At 72.7% G+C, this 14,354-nt stretch carries 20 protein-coding genes; 13 read left to right on the plus strand and 7 right to left on the minus strand.

Annotation, left to right across the window (positions count from 1 at the left end; genetic code table 11):
* Positions 1-7: 7 nt before the first annotated feature.
* On the minus strand, positions 8-349 hold the full coding sequence (locus tag CFK41_RS15000) for a biopolymer transporter Tol (RefSeq protein ID WP_096800398.1): 342 nt from the start codon (positions 347-349) through the stop codon (positions 8-10).
* Positions 346-831, minus strand: a complete 486-nt coding sequence (locus tag CFK41_RS15005; protein ID WP_096800399.1) for a pyridoxamine 5'-phosphate oxidase family protein — start codon at positions 829-831, stop codon at positions 346-348. Before CFK41_RS15005 ends, CFK41_RS15000 begins: the two co-directional genes overlap by 4 nt.
* Positions 832-999: 168 nt before the next feature.
* Here CFK41_RS15005 and CFK41_RS15010 point away from each other — a divergent pair, with 168 nt between their 5' ends.
* Positions 1,000-1,347: a PadR family transcriptional regulator gene (locus tag CFK41_RS15010; RefSeq protein WP_096800400.1), complete on the plus strand. Its 348-nt coding sequence runs from the start codon at positions 1,000-1,002 to the stop codon at positions 1,345-1,347.
* 1 nt (position 1,348) lies between these two features.
* Positions 1,349-2,299 (plus strand): permease prefix domain 1-containing protein, encoded by a 951-nt coding sequence (locus CFK41_RS15015; RefSeq protein WP_096800401.1) that lies wholly within the window; start codon positions 1,349-1,351, stop codon positions 2,297-2,299.
* Positions 2,300-2,354: 55 nt separating this feature from the next.
* Here the strand turns inward: CFK41_RS15015 and CFK41_RS15020 are convergent, their stop codons facing one another.
* Positions 2,355-3,245 (minus strand): helix-turn-helix domain-containing protein, encoded by an 891-nt coding sequence (locus CFK41_RS15020; RefSeq protein ID WP_096801117.1) that lies wholly within the window; start codon positions 3,243-3,245, stop codon positions 2,355-2,357.
* A gap of 136 nt (positions 3,246-3,381) precedes the next feature.
* Between CFK41_RS15020 and CFK41_RS15025 the strand changes: the two genes are divergently transcribed.
* Positions 3,382-4,404 carry a zinc-dependent alcohol dehydrogenase family protein gene (locus CFK41_RS15025; RefSeq protein ID WP_096800402.1) on the plus strand — a complete coding sequence of 341 codons (1,023 nt, stop codon included), beginning with the start codon at positions 3,382-3,384 and terminating at the stop codon, positions 4,402-4,404.
* Here CFK41_RS15025 and CFK41_RS15030 read toward each other — a convergent pair.
* Positions 4,394-5,410, minus strand: coding sequence for an NAD(P)/FAD-dependent oxidoreductase (locus tag CFK41_RS15030; protein ID WP_096800403.1), 1,017 nt, complete (start codon positions 5,408-5,410; stop codon positions 4,394-4,396). The two genes, CFK41_RS15025 and CFK41_RS15030, sit on opposite strands and share 11 nt — an antisense overlap.
* An 81-nt stretch (positions 5,411-5,491) precedes the next feature.
* Here CFK41_RS15030 and CFK41_RS15035 point away from each other — a divergent pair, with 81 nt between their 5' ends.
* Positions 5,492-6,058: a helix-turn-helix domain-containing protein gene (locus CFK41_RS15035; RefSeq protein WP_096800404.1), complete on the plus strand. Its 567-nt coding sequence runs from the start codon at positions 5,492-5,494 to the stop codon at positions 6,056-6,058.
* Positions 6,059-6,155: 97 nt separating this feature from the next.
* On the opposite strand, the gene CFK41_RS15040 is transcribed toward CFK41_RS15035, so the two are convergent.
* Positions 6,156-7,214, minus strand: a complete 1,059-nt coding sequence (locus CFK41_RS15040; RefSeq protein WP_096800405.1) for a CobW family GTP-binding protein — start codon at positions 7,212-7,214, stop codon at positions 6,156-6,158.
* A gap of 119 nt (positions 7,215-7,333) precedes the next feature.
* On the opposite strand from CFK41_RS15040, the gene rpmB reads away from it, so the two are divergent.
* The 7 genes from rpmB to CFK41_RS15075 all read left to right on the plus strand — a co-directional run bounded on the left by rpmB (position 7,334) and on the right by CFK41_RS15075 (position 9,796).
* The gene (gene rpmB / locus CFK41_RS15045; protein ID WP_096800406.1) at positions 7,334-7,570 is read left to right on the plus strand and encodes a 50S ribosomal protein L28; all 237 of its coding nucleotides are present in this window, start codon (positions 7,334-7,336) and stop codon (positions 7,568-7,570) included.
* Between the two features lie 17 nt (positions 7,571-7,587).
* Positions 7,588-7,755: a 50S ribosomal protein L33 gene (gene rpmG / locus CFK41_RS15050; RefSeq protein WP_096800407.1), complete on the plus strand. Its 168-nt coding sequence runs from the start codon at positions 7,588-7,590 to the stop codon at positions 7,753-7,755.
* The gene (gene rpsN, locus CFK41_RS15055) at positions 7,755-8,060 is read left to right on the plus strand and encodes a 30S ribosomal protein S14 (RefSeq protein WP_096800408.1); all 306 of its coding nucleotides are present in this window, start codon (positions 7,755-7,757) and stop codon (positions 8,058-8,060) included. Before rpmG ends, rpsN begins: the two co-directional genes overlap by 1 nt.
* A 43-nt stretch (positions 8,061-8,103) precedes the next feature.
* Positions 8,104-8,418 carry a type B 50S ribosomal protein L31 gene (locus CFK41_RS15060; RefSeq protein ID WP_096800409.1) on the plus strand — a complete coding sequence of 105 codons (315 nt, stop codon included), beginning with the start codon at positions 8,104-8,106 and terminating at the stop codon, positions 8,416-8,418.
* A complete protein-coding gene (gene ykgO / locus CFK41_RS15065) occupies positions 8,415-8,540 on the plus strand; it encodes a type B 50S ribosomal protein L36 (protein WP_096800410.1) in 126 nt (41 codons plus the stop codon). The genes CFK41_RS15060 and ykgO overlap by 4 nt, the downstream gene beginning before the upstream one ends.
* A 645-nt stretch (positions 8,541-9,185) precedes the next feature.
* Positions 9,186-9,428, plus strand: coding sequence for a hypothetical protein (locus tag CFK41_RS15070; protein WP_096800411.1), 243 nt, complete (start codon positions 9,186-9,188; stop codon positions 9,426-9,428).
* Between the two features lie 95 nt (positions 9,429-9,523).
* Entirely contained in the window at positions 9,524-9,796 is a 273-nt protein-coding gene (locus tag CFK41_RS15075; RefSeq protein WP_096800412.1) for a type B 50S ribosomal protein L31, read from the plus strand.
* 9 nt (positions 9,797-9,805) lie between these two features.
* Here CFK41_RS15075 and CFK41_RS15080 read toward each other — a convergent pair whose 3' ends face one another.
* Entirely contained in the window at positions 9,806-10,822 is a 1,017-nt protein-coding gene (locus tag CFK41_RS15080; protein WP_151904776.1) for a GDSL-type esterase/lipase family protein, read from the minus strand.
* A gap of 139 nt (positions 10,823-10,961) precedes the next feature.
* On the opposite strand from CFK41_RS15080, the gene CFK41_RS15085 reads away from it, so the two are divergent.
* Together CFK41_RS15085 and CFK41_RS15090 are read left to right on the plus strand one after the other, a co-directional pair.
* On the plus strand, positions 10,962-12,497 hold the full coding sequence (locus CFK41_RS15085) for an FAD-dependent monooxygenase (protein WP_096800414.1): 1,536 nt from the start codon (positions 10,962-10,964) through the stop codon (positions 12,495-12,497).
* 50 nt (positions 12,498-12,547) lie between these two features.
* On the plus strand, positions 12,548-12,886 hold the full coding sequence (locus CFK41_RS15090) for a MazG nucleotide pyrophosphohydrolase domain-containing protein (protein ID WP_096800415.1): 339 nt from the start codon (positions 12,548-12,550) through the stop codon (positions 12,884-12,886).
* Positions 12,887-12,915: 29 nt separating this feature from the next.
* On the opposite strand, the gene CFK41_RS15095 is transcribed toward CFK41_RS15090, so the two are convergent.
* Positions 12,916-14,352: a sulfatase family protein gene (locus CFK41_RS15095; RefSeq protein WP_096800416.1), complete on the minus strand. Its 1,437-nt coding sequence runs from the start codon at positions 14,350-14,352 to the stop codon at positions 12,916-12,918.
* Between the last annotated feature and the right edge of the window lie 2 nt (positions 14,353-14,354).

A 14,354-nucleotide genomic window follows, 5' to 3' on the forward strand; every position in this document is an offset into this window, starting at 1 on the left:
GATCCCCCTATCCTGCCGTGCCGGGAGCCTTCCGCGCCGTCAGCTCCTGAAGGCGCTGCTCGGCGCGTCCGAGGCGATCGGCCTCGCTCAGCGTCCACCAGGCCTCGCCGCGCTCGCCCAGGCCCTCCTTGGCGAGCTGGACCCTGGCCCGCCAGGCGGCGACGACCTCGGGGTCCCTCGTGGTGCGCAGTGCGGAGCGGGCGCGGCCCAGCTCGGACCGCAGGGCCGTCGCGACGCTCTCCTCCAGGAGCGGATCCGTGGCGCGCCACCGACGGCCCCGCACGAGGATGTACCGGCCGTCCTCCGTGCGCTCCGGGCCGCCCTCGGCGGGCGGGGCGCCAGGGCTCACAGCTCGGTGGTGCCGGTTCCGCCCGGGGCCCGCTCCCCGGCCACCTTGGCCTTGACGATCTGGGCGAGCCCGGCGACCCGCCCGCCGGGCAGGCCCCAGAACTGGGCGGAGTCACCGCTGACGCGAAGGAGGCCGAGGTCCGGATCGTCCTTGCCGCCCGGGAAATAGGCCTCGGCGCTGTCGCTCCAGAGCTGGTCCACCACTGCCCGGTCCTCCACGAAGGCGGCCCTGCCAGCGACCGAGAGCCAGGAGCCCGCCTCCGCGATCGCCAGGTTCACCTCCGGTCCGCTGCGGAGCACCTCGGCCTGACCACCGCTGAGGCTCACGAAGAACCACACGTCCGCATCGTCGGTGACGCCCTGGATCGACATCGGATGGGACAGGAGCTTGCCGCCCGGGAGGGCGGTGGTGAGCATGACCAGCTCGGTGTCGCGGAGCTTCTGCACCACGTCCTGCTGGGTGAGCGTGTCGTCGTTCGTCATGGTTCCTCCGTCGGCTCGTGGTGCTCGTAGCACCTGACGCTACTCATCCTGAGCGGCGGAACCCAGGGTTCCGACCGGTCGGTGCGGGGCGCGGCTCCCGAGCACCCGCCCACCGACGATGGGACATTCTCTGGACAACGCTGTGCGACACACACTATGGTGTGAGGCATGAACGAACCTCTCGACCTCCACCTGCAGGAGCTGCGGCGCGGCACCGTGGTGCTCGCGTGCCTGCAGCTGCTGCGCGCCCCCGGATACGGCTACGGCCTGCTCGAGGATCTCGAGCGCCACGGCTTCGCCACCGACGCGAACACCCTCTACCCCCTTCTCCGCCGCCTCGAGAAGCAGGGCTTCCTCTCCAGCGAGTGGAACACCGACGAGGCTCGACCGCGGAAGTTCTACCGCACCTCCCCCGAGGGCGAGCACCTCGCGAACACCCTCACCACCGAATGGAGCGCACTGACCGGTGCGATCCGCTCCCTCACGGATGATCCGACCCCTGCCGAGGAGAACTGACATGCCCACCCTGACCGAGCGTTACATCGACGCCACCACCTCCTCCCTCCCGCAGGACTCGCAGGCGGATGTCCGCGCGGAGCTCGAGGCCTCCATCGCCGACGCCCTGGACGACCGCCTGGCCCAGGGCGAGGACCCGGCCGCGGCCGAGCGCGCCGTGCTCATGGACCTCGGCGACCCGGCCGCCCTCGCCGCGCAGTACGCCGATCGACCGCTGCATCTGCTGGGGCCCCGCTACTACCTGGCCTGGCGGCGTCTGCTCCGGCAGCTGCTGAGCTTCGTCCCGGCGATCGCCGTCGGCGGCGCCGCCCTCGGCCAGACCCTCTCGGGCGCCGAGGTCGGCGAGATCATCGGGGGCTCGATCTCCACCGGGCTCACCGCCGCGCTCCACGTGGTGTTCTGGGTGACGCTCATCTTCGTGGTCCTGGAGCGCCAGGGCACGGACCTGGGCCAGGGCTGGGATCCGGATCAGCTGGCCGAGCCTCGTCCCACGGGATCCGAACGCTCCGATGTGGTCGGCTCGGCCGTGCTTGGCATCCTGATGATCGGTGCGGCGCTCTGGGACCGGTTCCGCGGCTTCGTCTGGACCGACGGCGAGGGCATGGCGGTCCTGCACCCGCAGCTGTGGCCGTGGGGGATCCTCGGCATGGCGATGCTGCTCGCCCTCGAGGTGGGCATCGCCGTGGCCGCCTACGCGGGCCGCGGCTGGACCGTGCGCCTCGCGGTGCTCAACACGGTGCTCGGCATGATCTGGCTCAGCGCCGTCCTGACGCTGCTGGGCAACGGACTGCTGGTGAACCCGGAGCTCGCGACGGTGGCCTCCTCCGAGGGCGTCGCCGCACCGGACACCCTGCGCGCGGTGGCGATCATCTTCGTGGCGAGCGTCCTCGTGATCACCGCCTGGGACATCGCCGACGGCTGGCGCAAGGTGCGCCACGGCGCCCGACGCTGACCCCCGGCCGGGACCGCTCCGCCTGCGTGACCTCCGCCCCGCACGGGACGTCGGATCACGCAGGCGGCGTGCTGTCCGCCGTCGCCCGGCGCTCGGCGGCGATGCTCTCCAGGAGCCGCAGCCGTTCAGCGCTGGGCGAACCAGGCTCGGCGGTGTAGACGAGCATCACCCGACCGGGCTCCGCCGTGATCGCGAACTCCTCGAAGGAGAGGACCAGGTCCCCCACCTCGGGGTGGTGGAAGAGCTTGGTGCCGGCGCCGTGGGTGCGCACGTCATGGGCGGCCCACAGCCGACGGAAGGTCTCGCTGCAGGTAGACAGCTCCCCCACCAGGTCCTGCATCACCGGGTCGTGGGGGTCGCGACCCACCTCCACGCGCAGGATGCCCACGCACATCCCGGCGAACCGCTCCCACTCGGGGTAGAAGTCCCGCGAAGCGGGATCCAGGAACTGGAAGCGGGCGAGGTTCGGCACGCGCCCGCCGTCGCCGATCACCGGGGAGTAGAACTCCCTGCCCAGCGCGTTCGTGGCCAGGAGGTTCTGGTACTGGTCGCGCACGAAGGCGATCGCGTTGCCCTGGGAGTCCAGCGCCCACTGCAGCGCGGACCGCAGCGGGGCGGCGCTCACGGCGCCGCTGCGCCGACGGGGCCGGCCGGAGGTGGGGATCCCGTCGGCCGCCCGGGCGAGGTCCTGGAGATGGATCCGCTCGGTGGCATCGAGCTGCAGCGCGGAGCTGACCGCGTCGAGCACCGAGGCGGAGGCGCCCGCGATGGCGCCGCGCTCGAGCTTGGCGTAGTACTCGACGCTCACGCCGGCGAGCATCGCCACCTCGCTGCGGCGCAGGCCGGGCACCCGCCGGGAGCCGCCGGCGGGCAGGCCGGCCTGCTGCGGCGTGACCTTCGCACGGCGCGACATGAGGAACTCGCGCACCTCTGATCGATTGTCCATGTCGCCACGATAGGACTCCCGGCCCGCGCCCGAGGTGCCCTGCGGGTACACCCCACGGCAGGAACTCCCCGTCGGCCGCGGAAGGGCGTTGCATGGTCCCCGTCCCCGACACCGTCCTGCAGCAAGGAGCATCATCATGCGCGCAGTCATCATGCACGCCCCCGGCGACGTCCGCGTCGAGGAGCGCGAGGACCCCCGGATCGTCGAGCCGACGGACGCCGTGATCCGCCTGGCCGCCACCTGCATCTGCGGCTCGGACCTGTGGCCGTACCGCGGCGCGGACCAGCCCGAGGACCAGCACATGGGCCACGAGTACGTGGGAGTCGTCGAGGAGATCGGCTCGGCCGTGGCCACCCTCGAGGTGGGCGACTTCGTGGTCGGATCCTTCGTCATCTCCTGCGGCGAGTGCGGGATCTGCCGCGAGGGCCACCCCAGCCGCTGCGTGCACGCCGTGTTCGTCGACGGCGCGATCGGCACCCAGGCCGAGCGGGCCCGCATCCCCTTCGCCGACGGCACCCTCGTGAAGACCCCGGGCATGCCCGACGCCGATCTCGTCCCCTCCCTGCTCGCCGCCTCGGACGTGCTGGGCACCGGCTGGTTCGCAGCCGACGCCGCCCAGGCCGGCCCCGGCCGGATCGTCGCGGTGGTGGGCGACGGCGCGGTGGGCCTGATGGGCGTGCTGGCCGCGCGACAGATGGGCGCCGAGCGCATCATCGTCTTCAGCCGTCACGCCGACCGTCAGGCGCTCGCCCGCGAGTACGGCGCGACCGACATCATCGAGGCCCGCGGCGACGAGGGGGTGGCCGCGCTCGAGGAGCTCACCGGAGGGCTCGGCGCCCACTCGACGATCGAGGCCGTGGGCACCCAGGAGGCGATGATGCAGGCGATCCGTGCGACCCGCCCCGGCGGCTCGATCGGGTTCGTGGGCGTCTCGCACGACGTCGAGATCCCCGGCGGCGAGCTGTTCTTCTCCGCCGTGCACCTCCACGGCGGTCCCGCCCCGGTGCGCCGCTACCTGCCCGAGCTCATCGACCTCATCTGGCGGCGCGAGATCGACCCGGGCACGGTCTTCGACCTCACGCTGCCACTGGCCGAGGCCGCCGAGGGCTACCGCGCGATGGACGAGCGCCGCGCCACGAAGGTGCTGCTCACCGTGTGATCCGGGCGGCGACCGCTGCGTCCGCGTCGGCCATCACGAGGGTGCCGTGGATGTTCGCCCCGGCGAAGGCGCCTCCGGCGGCCGCGGCCCCGACCTGCAGCATGGGGTCCGCGGCGTTGCCGGCGACCCACACCCCGGGAACGCCCGAGACCCCCGCGAAGGAGGTGGGGATCCTCTGCCCCATCCCGCCGCCCAGGTCCTCGACCTCGAGCCCGAGGCCCTCGAGCCCGTCGAGGCGCGGGGCGAGGACGCTCGCGACGACGAGCGCGTCGCGCGCGACGAGCTCGCCGTCCGCGAGCCGCACTCCGGCGAGGCCGCCGTCCGCGTCCGCGACGATCTCCTGGATCGGGGACTCCACGACGGCGATCCCGAGGGCCCCGAAGCGCTCGCGGGTCTCGGCGTCGATCTCGACCCCGGCGGCGAAGACGGTGATGTCCTCGCTCAGCGCGCGGAACATGAGGGCCTGGTGGAAGGACGCGGCCCGCGTGGCGATCACACCGATCGCCTGGTCGCGGACCTCCCAGCCGTGGCAGAAGGGGCAGTGCACGAGGCCGTGGCCCCAGTGCTGCGCGAGGCCCGGGATCTCCGGCAGCTCGTCGCGCACCCCGCTCGCGAGGAGCAGGCGACGCGCGGTGAGGGTGCGGCCGTCGGCGAGCGCGACCTCGAAGCGCAGGTCGCCGTCGGCCGACGGGTCCAGCGCCCGCGCCGAGGCGACCTCGCCGGCGACGACCAGCCCGCCGTACTGGCGCACCTCGTCCCGGCCGCGGGCGAGGTACTCCGCGGGAGGGGTCCCCTCGTTGCCGAGCAGTCCGTGGATGCCCTCGGCCGGGGCGTTGCGCGGGGTGCCGGAGTCGATCACGACGACGCTGCGACGGGAGCGGGCGAGCATCAGCGCACCGTTCAGCCCGGCGGCGCCGCCGCCGATCACGGCGACGTCGACGAGGGTCTCGGGCAGCGGGTCGCCGGAGGGGGCAGGAGTGTCGGACGAAGCAGGGGTGCGGGTCATGGCGGGTCCTCTCGGAGGCTAAGGCGGTGCGTTCACCCCAATCCTGGACCTTCCTTGCCGCCATCGCATACCATCTTGCCCATGACGCAAGACATCGGTGAGGTCGAGGGACTTGTCCGGCAACGCCTGCGTGCGCTGCGTCTCGCGCAGGGGCTCTCCCTCGCCGAGCTCGCCGCCCGCGCCCATCTCAGCCAGTCCACGCTCTCCCGGATCGAGAACGGGCAGCGGCGCCTGGCACTGGACCAGCTGGTCACGCTCGCCCGCGCCCTGGACACCGGACTCGACGAGCTGGTGGAGAGCCAGGAGGAGCGGGTGGTCTCCAATGCGGAGACCGACCACGCGCTGGACTCCCTGCGCTGGCGGGTGCGCCGCTCCCCCGACGTCGTGATGCTGCGTCGGCGCGTGACCGGCCCGCCGCCGGAGCCCTCCCGGATGCGGGCTCATGCCGGTCGGGAATGGCTGGTGGTCCTCTCCGGCACCCTCACGCTGCTGCTGGGCGATCGCCGCCACCGCGTGGAGGCGAACCAGAGCGCCGAGTTCGACACGATGGTCCCCCACGCCTTCGGCGCCGAGGGCGGCCCGGTGGACGTGCTCATGATGGTGGACCGTGCCGCACGGCGCGGCCATCGTGACGACGACGACTCCTGAGGCGCTCCCCTGGGTCGCCGCGCACCGGAGCTTCGTGCGGCGGGGCCAGCTCGCGCAGGTCACCCCCACCGCCTGAGGCCGGCCGGGCCACCCGAGCTCAGCCGACCGACGTCCTCGCTCCCAGCCAGGGGGCGAGGACGTCCTCCGTGCCGAGCCAGGGCATGAGGCCCGCCTCCCACTCCGACTCGGTGAGCAGGCTGCGCGCGAAGGCGCCCCGCACCCGCTCCGGGTCCTCGGCCTCCACCCCGGTGATCACGAGATGGGTGGTGGGCAGATCGCGCCCCGCCCGCCACACGGCACCGACCGACACCTGACCGCCGGCGCCGTCCCACTGGCAGATGCTGTCGGGACGGTCGGGCACCCAGAAGTGACCGCGGGCCCGGAGCCTGCCGCCGCCGAGCTGCTCGATGTTCTCCAGCAGTCGCCGCGGGTGGAACGGCCGGTCGGAGGAGAGGTCGAGGGTCCAGGTGCCGTGCTCCGTGGGCCCGCCGTAGGGCTCGACGTATCGCGCATCGCGCCGACGCAGCGCCAGCAGATGGTCCAGCCGACCGCTCAGCACCCGGGACAGCGGCAGGGCGTAGAGGTCGGTGACGAGCTCCTGCTCGGGAGCACGGAGATGCTCGACGAGCTCCGCTCCGGCCGAGTCCGGCTCGCCGACCAGGACGATCCGGTCGGAGTACTCGAGCTGCGCGGCGAGCGCCTCGCCGACGCTGCGCTCATCGCCGGAGGCCCACTGGAGCCCCCGCTCGGCCAGGGTGTCGTCGCCCAGGAGATCATGGAGGGCGTCGTCCGCAGAGGCGACGGCGAGCGCAGGCGCCAGGTGCCAGGCGTCCTGGTGCGGGCGCAGGGTGCCGGCGACCACGGAGGGGTCGGCGCTGATCGGGGGGCCGAGCAGGATGCCCGCCACCTGCCGCGCCTCCGCGAGCCGGGCGAGGGTGGGGACCGCGTCCTCGCGCATCGCGCAGGAGACGCAGGGGTGATCGAGCTCGACCAGCTCGTCCTCGATCACGCCGTCGGCCGCGACCACGATCCGGCGCAGGGCGGCGGAGTCCTCGTCGACCTCGTAGCGCAGGGCGAGGACGTCGGCGGCGTCGAGCAGCAGGCCGCCGATCAGGGCGTCACGCAGCACGGGTTCGACGGCGGTGACCACGGCCACCGGGACGGAATACCCCGGACCCGCAAGTGGTTGAAGACGATCAGACGAAGGGGTGTCGGACACGCGGACCAACCTTCCGGCTTGACGATAATGATTCTCAATAGGTAATCTCACCGCTCATGTCGCAACGCTGTCAAGTCACCGGGACCGCGCCGAGCTTCGGCAAGCAGGTCTCCCACTCCCACCGCCGCACCTCGCGGCGCTTCACCCCGAACATCCAGCACAAGCGGTTCCACGTCCCCTCGCTGGGGCGCACCATCCGCCTACGGGTCTCCGCGAGAGGCCTGCGCATCATCGATCGCCGCGGCATCGAGGCCGTGGTGGCCGAGATCCTCGCTCGCGGCGAGAAGCTCTGACCCGAAGGAGAGAACCCATGACGAAGAAGACCGACGCACGCACCACCGTCGCGCTGCGCTCGACCGCCGGCACCGGCTTCACCTACATGACCACCAAGAACCGCCGGAACACGCCGGACCGCCTGGTCATGCGCAAGTTCGACCCGCTGCTGCGGGCCGTGGTCGAGTTCCGCGAGGACCGCTGATGGCCAAGACGTCGAAGATCGCCGCCGACGCCCGACGCCGACGGATCGTGGCCCAGCACGCCGAGCAGAGGCTCGCCCTCAAGCGCACCCTCAAGGACCCGACCGCCTCCCTGGCGGAGAAGGTCCAGGCCCAGCGCTCGCTGCAGCGCCTCCCCCGGGACGCGAGCCCCACCCGCCTGCGCAACCGCGACATGGTCGACGGCCGTCCTCGCGGGTTCCTGCGCGCCGTGGGGCTCTCACGGGTGCGCTTCCGCGAGATGGCGCACCGCGGTGAGCTGCCGGGCGTGACGAAGTCCAGCTGGTGAGCGCGTCGCAGAGCACGCCGCCGACCCCTCGAGAGGATCACCCATGAAACCGATCATCCACCCGGAGTACCGACCCGTCGTCTTCCGTGACGCGAGCGCCGGATTCTCCTTCCTCACCCGCTCCACCCGCAGCTCCGCACAGACGGTGACCTGGGAGGACGGCCACGACTACCCCGTGATCGACGTGGAGGTCTCCTCCGCCTCGCACCCCTTCTACACCGGGCGCGCCACCGTGCTCGACACCGCCGGGCGCGTGGAGAAGTTCCGCCGCCGCTACGGGCGGGCCGACACATCGGCCGCAGGAGCCGACGGCGCCGCCGACCCGGCCGCCGCAGCACAGGCAGGCGGCGCGCGATGAAGGTCCGCAGCTCGTTGCGCTCCCTCATCGCCAAGCCGGGCGCCCAGGTGGTGCGCCGCCGCGGCCGGATCTACGTGATCAACAAGAAGGACCCGCGCTTCAAGGGACGCCAGAAGGGCTGAGGGAGCCCTGCTGGAGCACGAAGATGTCGCCGCCTGAGGGACCTCGACACCGAAGACGGGTTGAGGTCACGCAGGCGGCGACATCTTCGTCGGCGCGGTCCCGCAGGCCGGGCCTGACCCGCAGGCCGGGTCTCACCCGCAGGTCCGGCCGCGGCACCGATCCAGGCACTCTGCGCCGCCCCTCGCCGAGCCGCTCCATCACCTCCTCGACGACGCACCTGGTGACCCACCTCCCTCACCTTCGGGAAGAAAACCCTGGACGCCCCGGTTGAACTGCTGTAGCGTCGGCGGACCGCGGGTGAGAACCTGCCCCTCCGTTCGGGGCATCGCCACAACTCCCTGCACGGCCATGACGGCCGAGCAGCAGCGAGCCGCCCGCGCACCCGAGGTATCGCCCCAGCGATCACCCGGTCCCTGCGTGCTCCGTGCCACGGACACCTGCCACGACGACAGGTCCGCACGGTCGGCACACATCGGAAGCCGCCCCGCCCCAGCGAGGCGCGGCCCACAGGATCGGCCCTCGGCCCGGCCAGCGACCGCCCGCCACCGCGAGCGTCGCGCCACCCCGCGCACTCAGCGCACCCGGCTCCCGCCGGACACAGACATCATGTCGGCCCCCGTGCCGACCTCGAAGGAGCAAGAACCATGCAGCACACAGCACAGAACACCAAGAGTCCGCAGCAGACCCACCTCGTCGTCATCCGCGACCAGAGCGCCGGCCTGCGCTACCTCACCCGGTCCCGCCGCACGTCGGCCCTCACCACCACCTGGAAGGACGGGAACATCTACCCCGTCATCGAGGTGGACCTGTCCTCGGCCGCGCATCTCGCGGCCTCGGGCGGGGCCGACGCCGCGCGCCGCGCGGAGCTCGCGGGCGCCGCGGCCTGAGCCGCCCCCGCACGGCGGGTCACAGACCTCGCCGTGCGGGAATATCTGGATCTCCTTCGTTGTTGATCATTCAGTCAACAACGGAGGAGATCCTCATGCAGAAGAACATCCATCCCGACTACCGGCCCGTCGTCTTCCGCGACCACAGCGCCGGAACCGCCTTCCTCACCAACTCGACCCGCACCTCCTCGCGGACGATCACCTGGGAGGACGGCCAGGACTACCCGGTCATCGACGTCGAGGTCTCCTCGGCCTCGCACCCGTTCTGGACGGGACGCGCCGGGACGGTCGACACCGCCGGCCGCGTCGAGCGCTTCCGCCGCCGCTACGCGGACAAGATCGTCACGCCCCGCACCGTGACGGCCTGACCCGGGCCCTCAGCCCAGCACCGCGGCGAGGCGGGGCGCGAGCCGCTCGGCCATCACCCGGTACCCCTCCGGCGTGGGGTGCAGCAGATCGCCGAGCAGGTGCATCTCCTGCGTCGTGATGATCTCCGAGCCGTCGATGAGCGTGATCAGCGGGTCCTCCCGCTGCAGCACCTCGACGGCCTCGTGGATCTGGGCCCGGAGCTCCCGCTGGTCCTGCCCCGCGGAGTTCTTCAGCTCCTCGCGGTGCGGGCCGGCGGCGGTGGGGCTCATGACCACGATCGGGGCGTCGCTCAGGCGGCGCACGTGGTCCACGAAGCCGATCACCACCGGGGGGAGGCTGCGGGCGTTGAAGGTCCCGGCCCCGTACACGTTCGCCCCGAGGCACAGCGTGATGAGATCCGGCCCGGCCGCGCCGAGGGTGTCGGCCAGCGGCGGATCCAGCTGGCACTGCCCGGACATCCCCAGCGCCGTGAGCTCGTAGGAGTTCTGCGCGGCGACCAGGGCGGGCCAGGTGCCGGTCGGGCTGTCGGCCTGATTGCCCTGAGTGATCGAGCTGCCGTACACCGCCCAGCGCGGCCCGCGGGGTGCGGCCGGGGAGCAGCGGCTCGCCCCGTGGAGCACCGCCCGGTGCAGCACGGTCGGGGCGGAGTGGGGCAGCCACAGCTCCACCCGGCTCCCCCGGCCCGGCAGGTCGATCAGGTGTCGGATCCTGCCTCCGGCCTCGCGCGTCGCCACCAGTTCCCCGTCGACCAGCACGTCCACGCGCCGGGCGGCGTCGCCGTAGGCCTCCTCGGTGGTCAGCTCGAGCTCGAGCGCCGCCGCGTCGGTGTCCACCTCGAGGCGCACGCCGTTGGGGATCCGGGAGAGCTCGTCCATGTCGGCGGAGAGGATCCGCGCGAGGTGCTCGGGCCGCACCCGCCATGCCTGCTGCCCGCCCGCGACCTCGGTCCAGACCGCGGCCCCGTGCCACGCCTCCGGCAGCTCCCTCGGTGAGACGGCGAGGGCGGCGGCAGCGGGGTCGGTCATCGCAGGAGCTCCTGGCGGCGACGATGCCGCGGGACGGGGACGGTACGGCATCGGATCGTACCGGCCGGCCCGCCCGGACCGCTCCTCGAGGACTACGGTGAGATCCTGCGCGATGCCCGTCGCGACCTGAGGAGATCCCATGACCGACTCCGCCCCTCCCCCGCTGCTCGAGACCGACGTGCTGGTCGTCGGCGCCGGACCCACCGGTCTGATGGCCGGACTCGTGCTCACCCGACGCGGCGTGCCCGCGCTGGTGATCGACCCCAAGGCCGGCCCCACCCGGGAGTCGCGGGCGATCGTGCTCCAGTCCCGCAGCCTGGAGATCCTCGACCAGCTGGACATCGCCGACGCCGTCCTCGACGCCGCCCAGCCCGCGCTGCGGATCCAGTTGCGCGGAGGCGAGGACCCGGTCCGGGCGGACTTCGCCCTCCAGCAGGAGGGATGGACCCCGTTCCCCGGTGCGCAGATCTTCGAGCAGAGCCGCACCGAGACGCTGCTGTCGCAGACCCTCGCCGCAGAGGGCGCTCCCGTCCGCTACGGGCACGAGCTGGTCTCCTTCGCCCCCACCTCCGCCGATGGGGGCCCGCCCGGCATCGAGGCGCTCGTGCACGGCCCGGACGGACCGCTCCGCGTCCGCGCCCGGTGGCTGATCGGAGCCGACGGCGCCAGCTCGCCGGTGCGCCATCAGCTCGGGCTCGGCTTCGAGGGCATGACCGATGACGCGACCTTCTGCGTCGCGGACCTCCAGGGCGTCCAGGGCGCCCCCGACGACGCGATCTCCGTGCGGTTCGGCCGGGAGCGCTTCGCCCTGCTCTTCCCGCTCGGTCCCGGCGGGCACGCACGGATGATCTGGCTGCACGGCGACACGCATCCGGAGCAGGAGCCCGCGCTGGCCGGCGCCCGGGAGGACCTCGGCATCCGCTACGAGGAGGTCGCCTGGTTCTCCGCCTATCGGGTGCACCACCGGGTCGCGAGCAGCTTCCGCTCCGGGCAGGTGCTGCTGGCGGGGGACGCGGCACACGTCCACTCCCCCGTGGGCGGGCAGGGCATGAACACCGGACTGCAGGACGCCCACCACCTCGCGAACCTGCTCGCCGACATCGCCGACGGGCATCTGGACCCCTCCGCGATCGACCGCTACGAGCGGGAGCGCCGACGCGTCGCCCTGCTCCTCATCGGGGCGACGGACCGCGCCTTCGGGGTCATCGCCCGCTCCGGACGGGGCACCGCCTTCGTGCGCCGGCGCGCCCGCGACGTGCTCGCCATCCTCGCGCCCCGCCTCCTGGCCACGCGTTTCGGCGCCTTCGCCGGAGGGCTGCTGGGCCAGTACCGGATCCACTACCACCCCGTGCCGAGGGGCGAACCGGTGCCGCGATGGGCGAGCGAGGGAGCCGTCGGCCGGCGCCTGCGGCCGACGGACGAGAACCGTGCCGCGCTGCGGGCGATGACCTGGCAGCTGCACACCTACGGCGGCGAGGCGGCCCGCCCTGCTGTGCCGGAGCACGTCGAGGGTCCGCTCGCCTTCCCCGCGGACCCCCGCGGCCGGCTGCGCGCTGACCATCTGTACCTGGTGCGGCCCGACGGGTTCGTCGCCGCGGCCCTCCCGCTGCACGCCGGCTCCGCCGCGGTCTCCGATGTCGATGCGGCGCTCGCGGCGTACCGGATGGTGCGGTGAGCGGCGGACCGCTGCAGCGGGGCCCAGGCCTCCACGCATAGTGTTCTCGCATGCACCTCAGCGAGATCACCGATCGGATCGAGAAGCTCTCCGAGCAGTACGCGGAGGTCTACGGCATCGAGACCTCGGCCCAGTGGGCGCTGTTGAAGCTCACCGAGGAGGTCGGCGAGCTGGCCCAGGCGCATCTGACCGCGACGGGGCAAAGCCGGGACCGTGGTCGCAGTGCGGAGGAGCGCGCCCAGGACCTCGCCGAGGAGCTCGGCGACGTGATCGGCATGTGCCTCGTGTACGCGCGTCTGCAGGGCATCGACCCCGAGCAGGCGGTGGCGGACAAGTGGTTCCGCTACGAGGGCGACGTGGCTGACCCCGACGCCCCGCCGGCCACCTGAGACCGGGCTCCGGACCCGCGGCGGCCGCCTCAGGGTCGAGCCGACGCCAGCTGCCGGGCCGACTCGTCCACCTCGGCCCGCCAGGCCTCGTGCAGCGCGGTGAGCTCCCGGACCACCTCGGGATGCTGCGCGGCGAGGTCCACCGTCTCGTCGATCCCGGCGAGGGTCGCCGTGGCCGGGCTCAGCTGCAGCCCTTGACCGATGTCGGTGTGCTCGACCTGCAGGATGCTGCGACGCACGGCGGAGTCCGGGTCGACGTACCGCAGCTTCCACTGCGGGGTGCGCACCGACCACTGGAAGGTGCAGTCGGTGTGGAGGACCTCGTGCACGGGCGCGGTGGGGTCCTCGCAGGACTCGCGCAGGTCGATGCCGTCGCCGACATCGCCCTCGCGCGGCTCCAGCCCGGCAGCGGCGAGCAGGGTCGGGGTGAGATCGAGGGAGCTCACCAGCGCTCTGGACACCGAGCCGGGCTCGGTCACGCCGGGCCAGGAGATCAGCATCGGGGTGCGGACACCACCTTCGAAGAGGGTGTACTTCGAGCCCTCGAGCGGGGTGTTGCGCCCGTAGTTGCAGCGGGAGCCGCCGTTGTCGGTCATGTAGATGACGATCGTGTTCTCCGCGAGCCCGGCTGTCTCGAGGTGCGCCCGCAGGCGACCGATCTCGCGGTCCATGATCTCGAGCTGGGCCAGGTAGTACTGGCGGCCGTTGTCGAGGTTCGGCTCCACGGCCCCGTCGTACCAGTCGAGGTACTCGCTGGTCTCGGCGTCGAAATCGGGATGCTGCGGCAGGCCGCGGGCGTCGAGCTCGTGCTGGGGCAGCTGCCAGGCGAAGTTGTGGACGGCGTTGAACGCGACCATCGCGAAGAAGGGCCGCTCGTCGGGGGCGTCGACGAAGTCGATCGCCCGTTCCACGAACTCCTCGGTGAGATGGCGCTCGCAGTCCACCCGCTCCTCTCCCTCCCACATCGGGGAGACGCCGTGGCGGGCGGCGGCCTCGCCGTAGGCCTGCTCGTGGGCACGGGAGTGGTGGAGGTAGTGCAGGCGGCCCATCGACTGCGCCGCGAGCCCGTAGAACGAGGTCTCGAAGCCGTGCCGGGGCGGGCAGGACCGGCTGCCCGGCTCGTCGGCGCCGTAGTGGATCTTCCCGAAGCAGCCGGTGCGGTAGCCGCCCTCGAGCAGCCTCTCGGGCAGGGTGGAGATCTGCTCGGGCGCCATCGCGGAGTCCGTGAACCAGTGCGCACCCCAGCGGGCCTGATGCACGCCGGTGATCAGACCCGCCCGTGACGGGCTGCAGATCGGGGCGGTCACGTAGGCGTTGTCGAACACGCGGCCCTCTGCGGCGAGCGCATCGAGGTGCGGCGTCGAGACCTCGGGGTCGATGCCGCGGAATCCCAGGTCACCGAAGCCGTGGTCGTCGGAGACGATCAGGACGATGTGGGGACGCCGCGCGTCCGACGACGTCGCCATGG

It is taken from the genome of Brachybacterium ginsengisoli (genome assembly GCF_002407065.1).
GTDB lineage: Bacteria > Actinomycetota > Actinomycetes > Actinomycetales > Dermabacteraceae > Brachybacterium > Brachybacterium ginsengisoli.

Coding starts and splice junctions, on each gene's coding strand:
- CFK41_RS15005 (WP_096800399.1), bottom strand. CDS start 831: ATGACGAACGACGACACGCTCACCCAGCAGGACGTGGTGCAGAAGCTC.
- CFK41_RS15030 (WP_096800403.1), bottom strand. CDS start 5,410: ATGACCCGCACCCCTGCTTCGTCCGACACTCCTGCCCCCTCCGGCGAC.
- CFK41_RS15015 (WP_096800401.1), top strand. CDS start 1,349: ATGCCCACCCTGACCGAGCGTTACATCGACGCCACCACCTCCTCCCTC.
- rpmG (WP_096800407.1), top strand. CDS start 7,588: ATGACGAAGAAGACCGACGCACGCACCACCGTCGCGCTGCGCTCGACC.
- CFK41_RS15080 (WP_151904776.1), bottom strand. CDS start 10,822: ATGACCGACCCCGCTGCCGCCGCCCTCGCCGTCTCACCGAGGGAGCTG.
- CFK41_RS15090 (WP_096800415.1), top strand. CDS start 12,548: ATGCACCTCAGCGAGATCACCGATCGGATCGAGAAGCTCTCCGAGCAG.
- rpmB (WP_096800406.1), top strand. CDS start 7,334: ATGTCGCAACGCTGTCAAGTCACCGGGACCGCGCCGAGCTTCGGCAAG.
- CFK41_RS15035 (WP_096800404.1), top strand. CDS start 5,492: ATGACGCAAGACATCGGTGAGGTCGAGGGACTTGTCCGGCAACGCCTG.
- CFK41_RS15085 (WP_096800414.1), top strand. CDS start 10,962: ATGACCGACTCCGCCCCTCCCCCGCTGCTCGAGACCGACGTGCTGGTC.
- CFK41_RS15010 (WP_096800400.1), top strand. CDS start 1,000: ATGAACGAACCTCTCGACCTCCACCTGCAGGAGCTGCGGCGCGGCACC.
- rpsN (WP_096800408.1), top strand. CDS start 7,755: ATGGCCAAGACGTCGAAGATCGCCGCCGACGCCCGACGCCGACGGATC.
- CFK41_RS15075 (WP_096800412.1), top strand. CDS start 9,524: ATGCAGAAGAACATCCATCCCGACTACCGGCCCGTCGTCTTCCGCGAC.
- CFK41_RS15020 (WP_096801117.1), bottom strand. CDS start 3,245: ATGGACAATCGATCAGAGGTGCGCGAGTTCCTCATGTCGCGCCGTGCG.
- CFK41_RS15095 (WP_096800416.1), bottom strand. CDS start 14,352: ATGGCGACGTCGTCGGACGCGCGGCGTCCCCACATCGTCCTGATCGTC.
- CFK41_RS15060 (WP_096800409.1), top strand. CDS start 8,104: ATGAAACCGATCATCCACCCGGAGTACCGACCCGTCGTCTTCCGTGAC.
- CFK41_RS15025 (WP_096800402.1), top strand. CDS start 3,382: ATGCGCGCAGTCATCATGCACGCCCCCGGCGACGTCCGCGTCGAGGAG.
- CFK41_RS15070 (WP_096800411.1), top strand. CDS start 9,186: ATGCAGCACACAGCACAGAACACCAAGAGTCCGCAGCAGACCCACCTC.
- ykgO (WP_096800410.1), top strand. CDS start 8,415: ATGAAGGTCCGCAGCTCGTTGCGCTCCCTCATCGCCAAGCCGGGCGCC.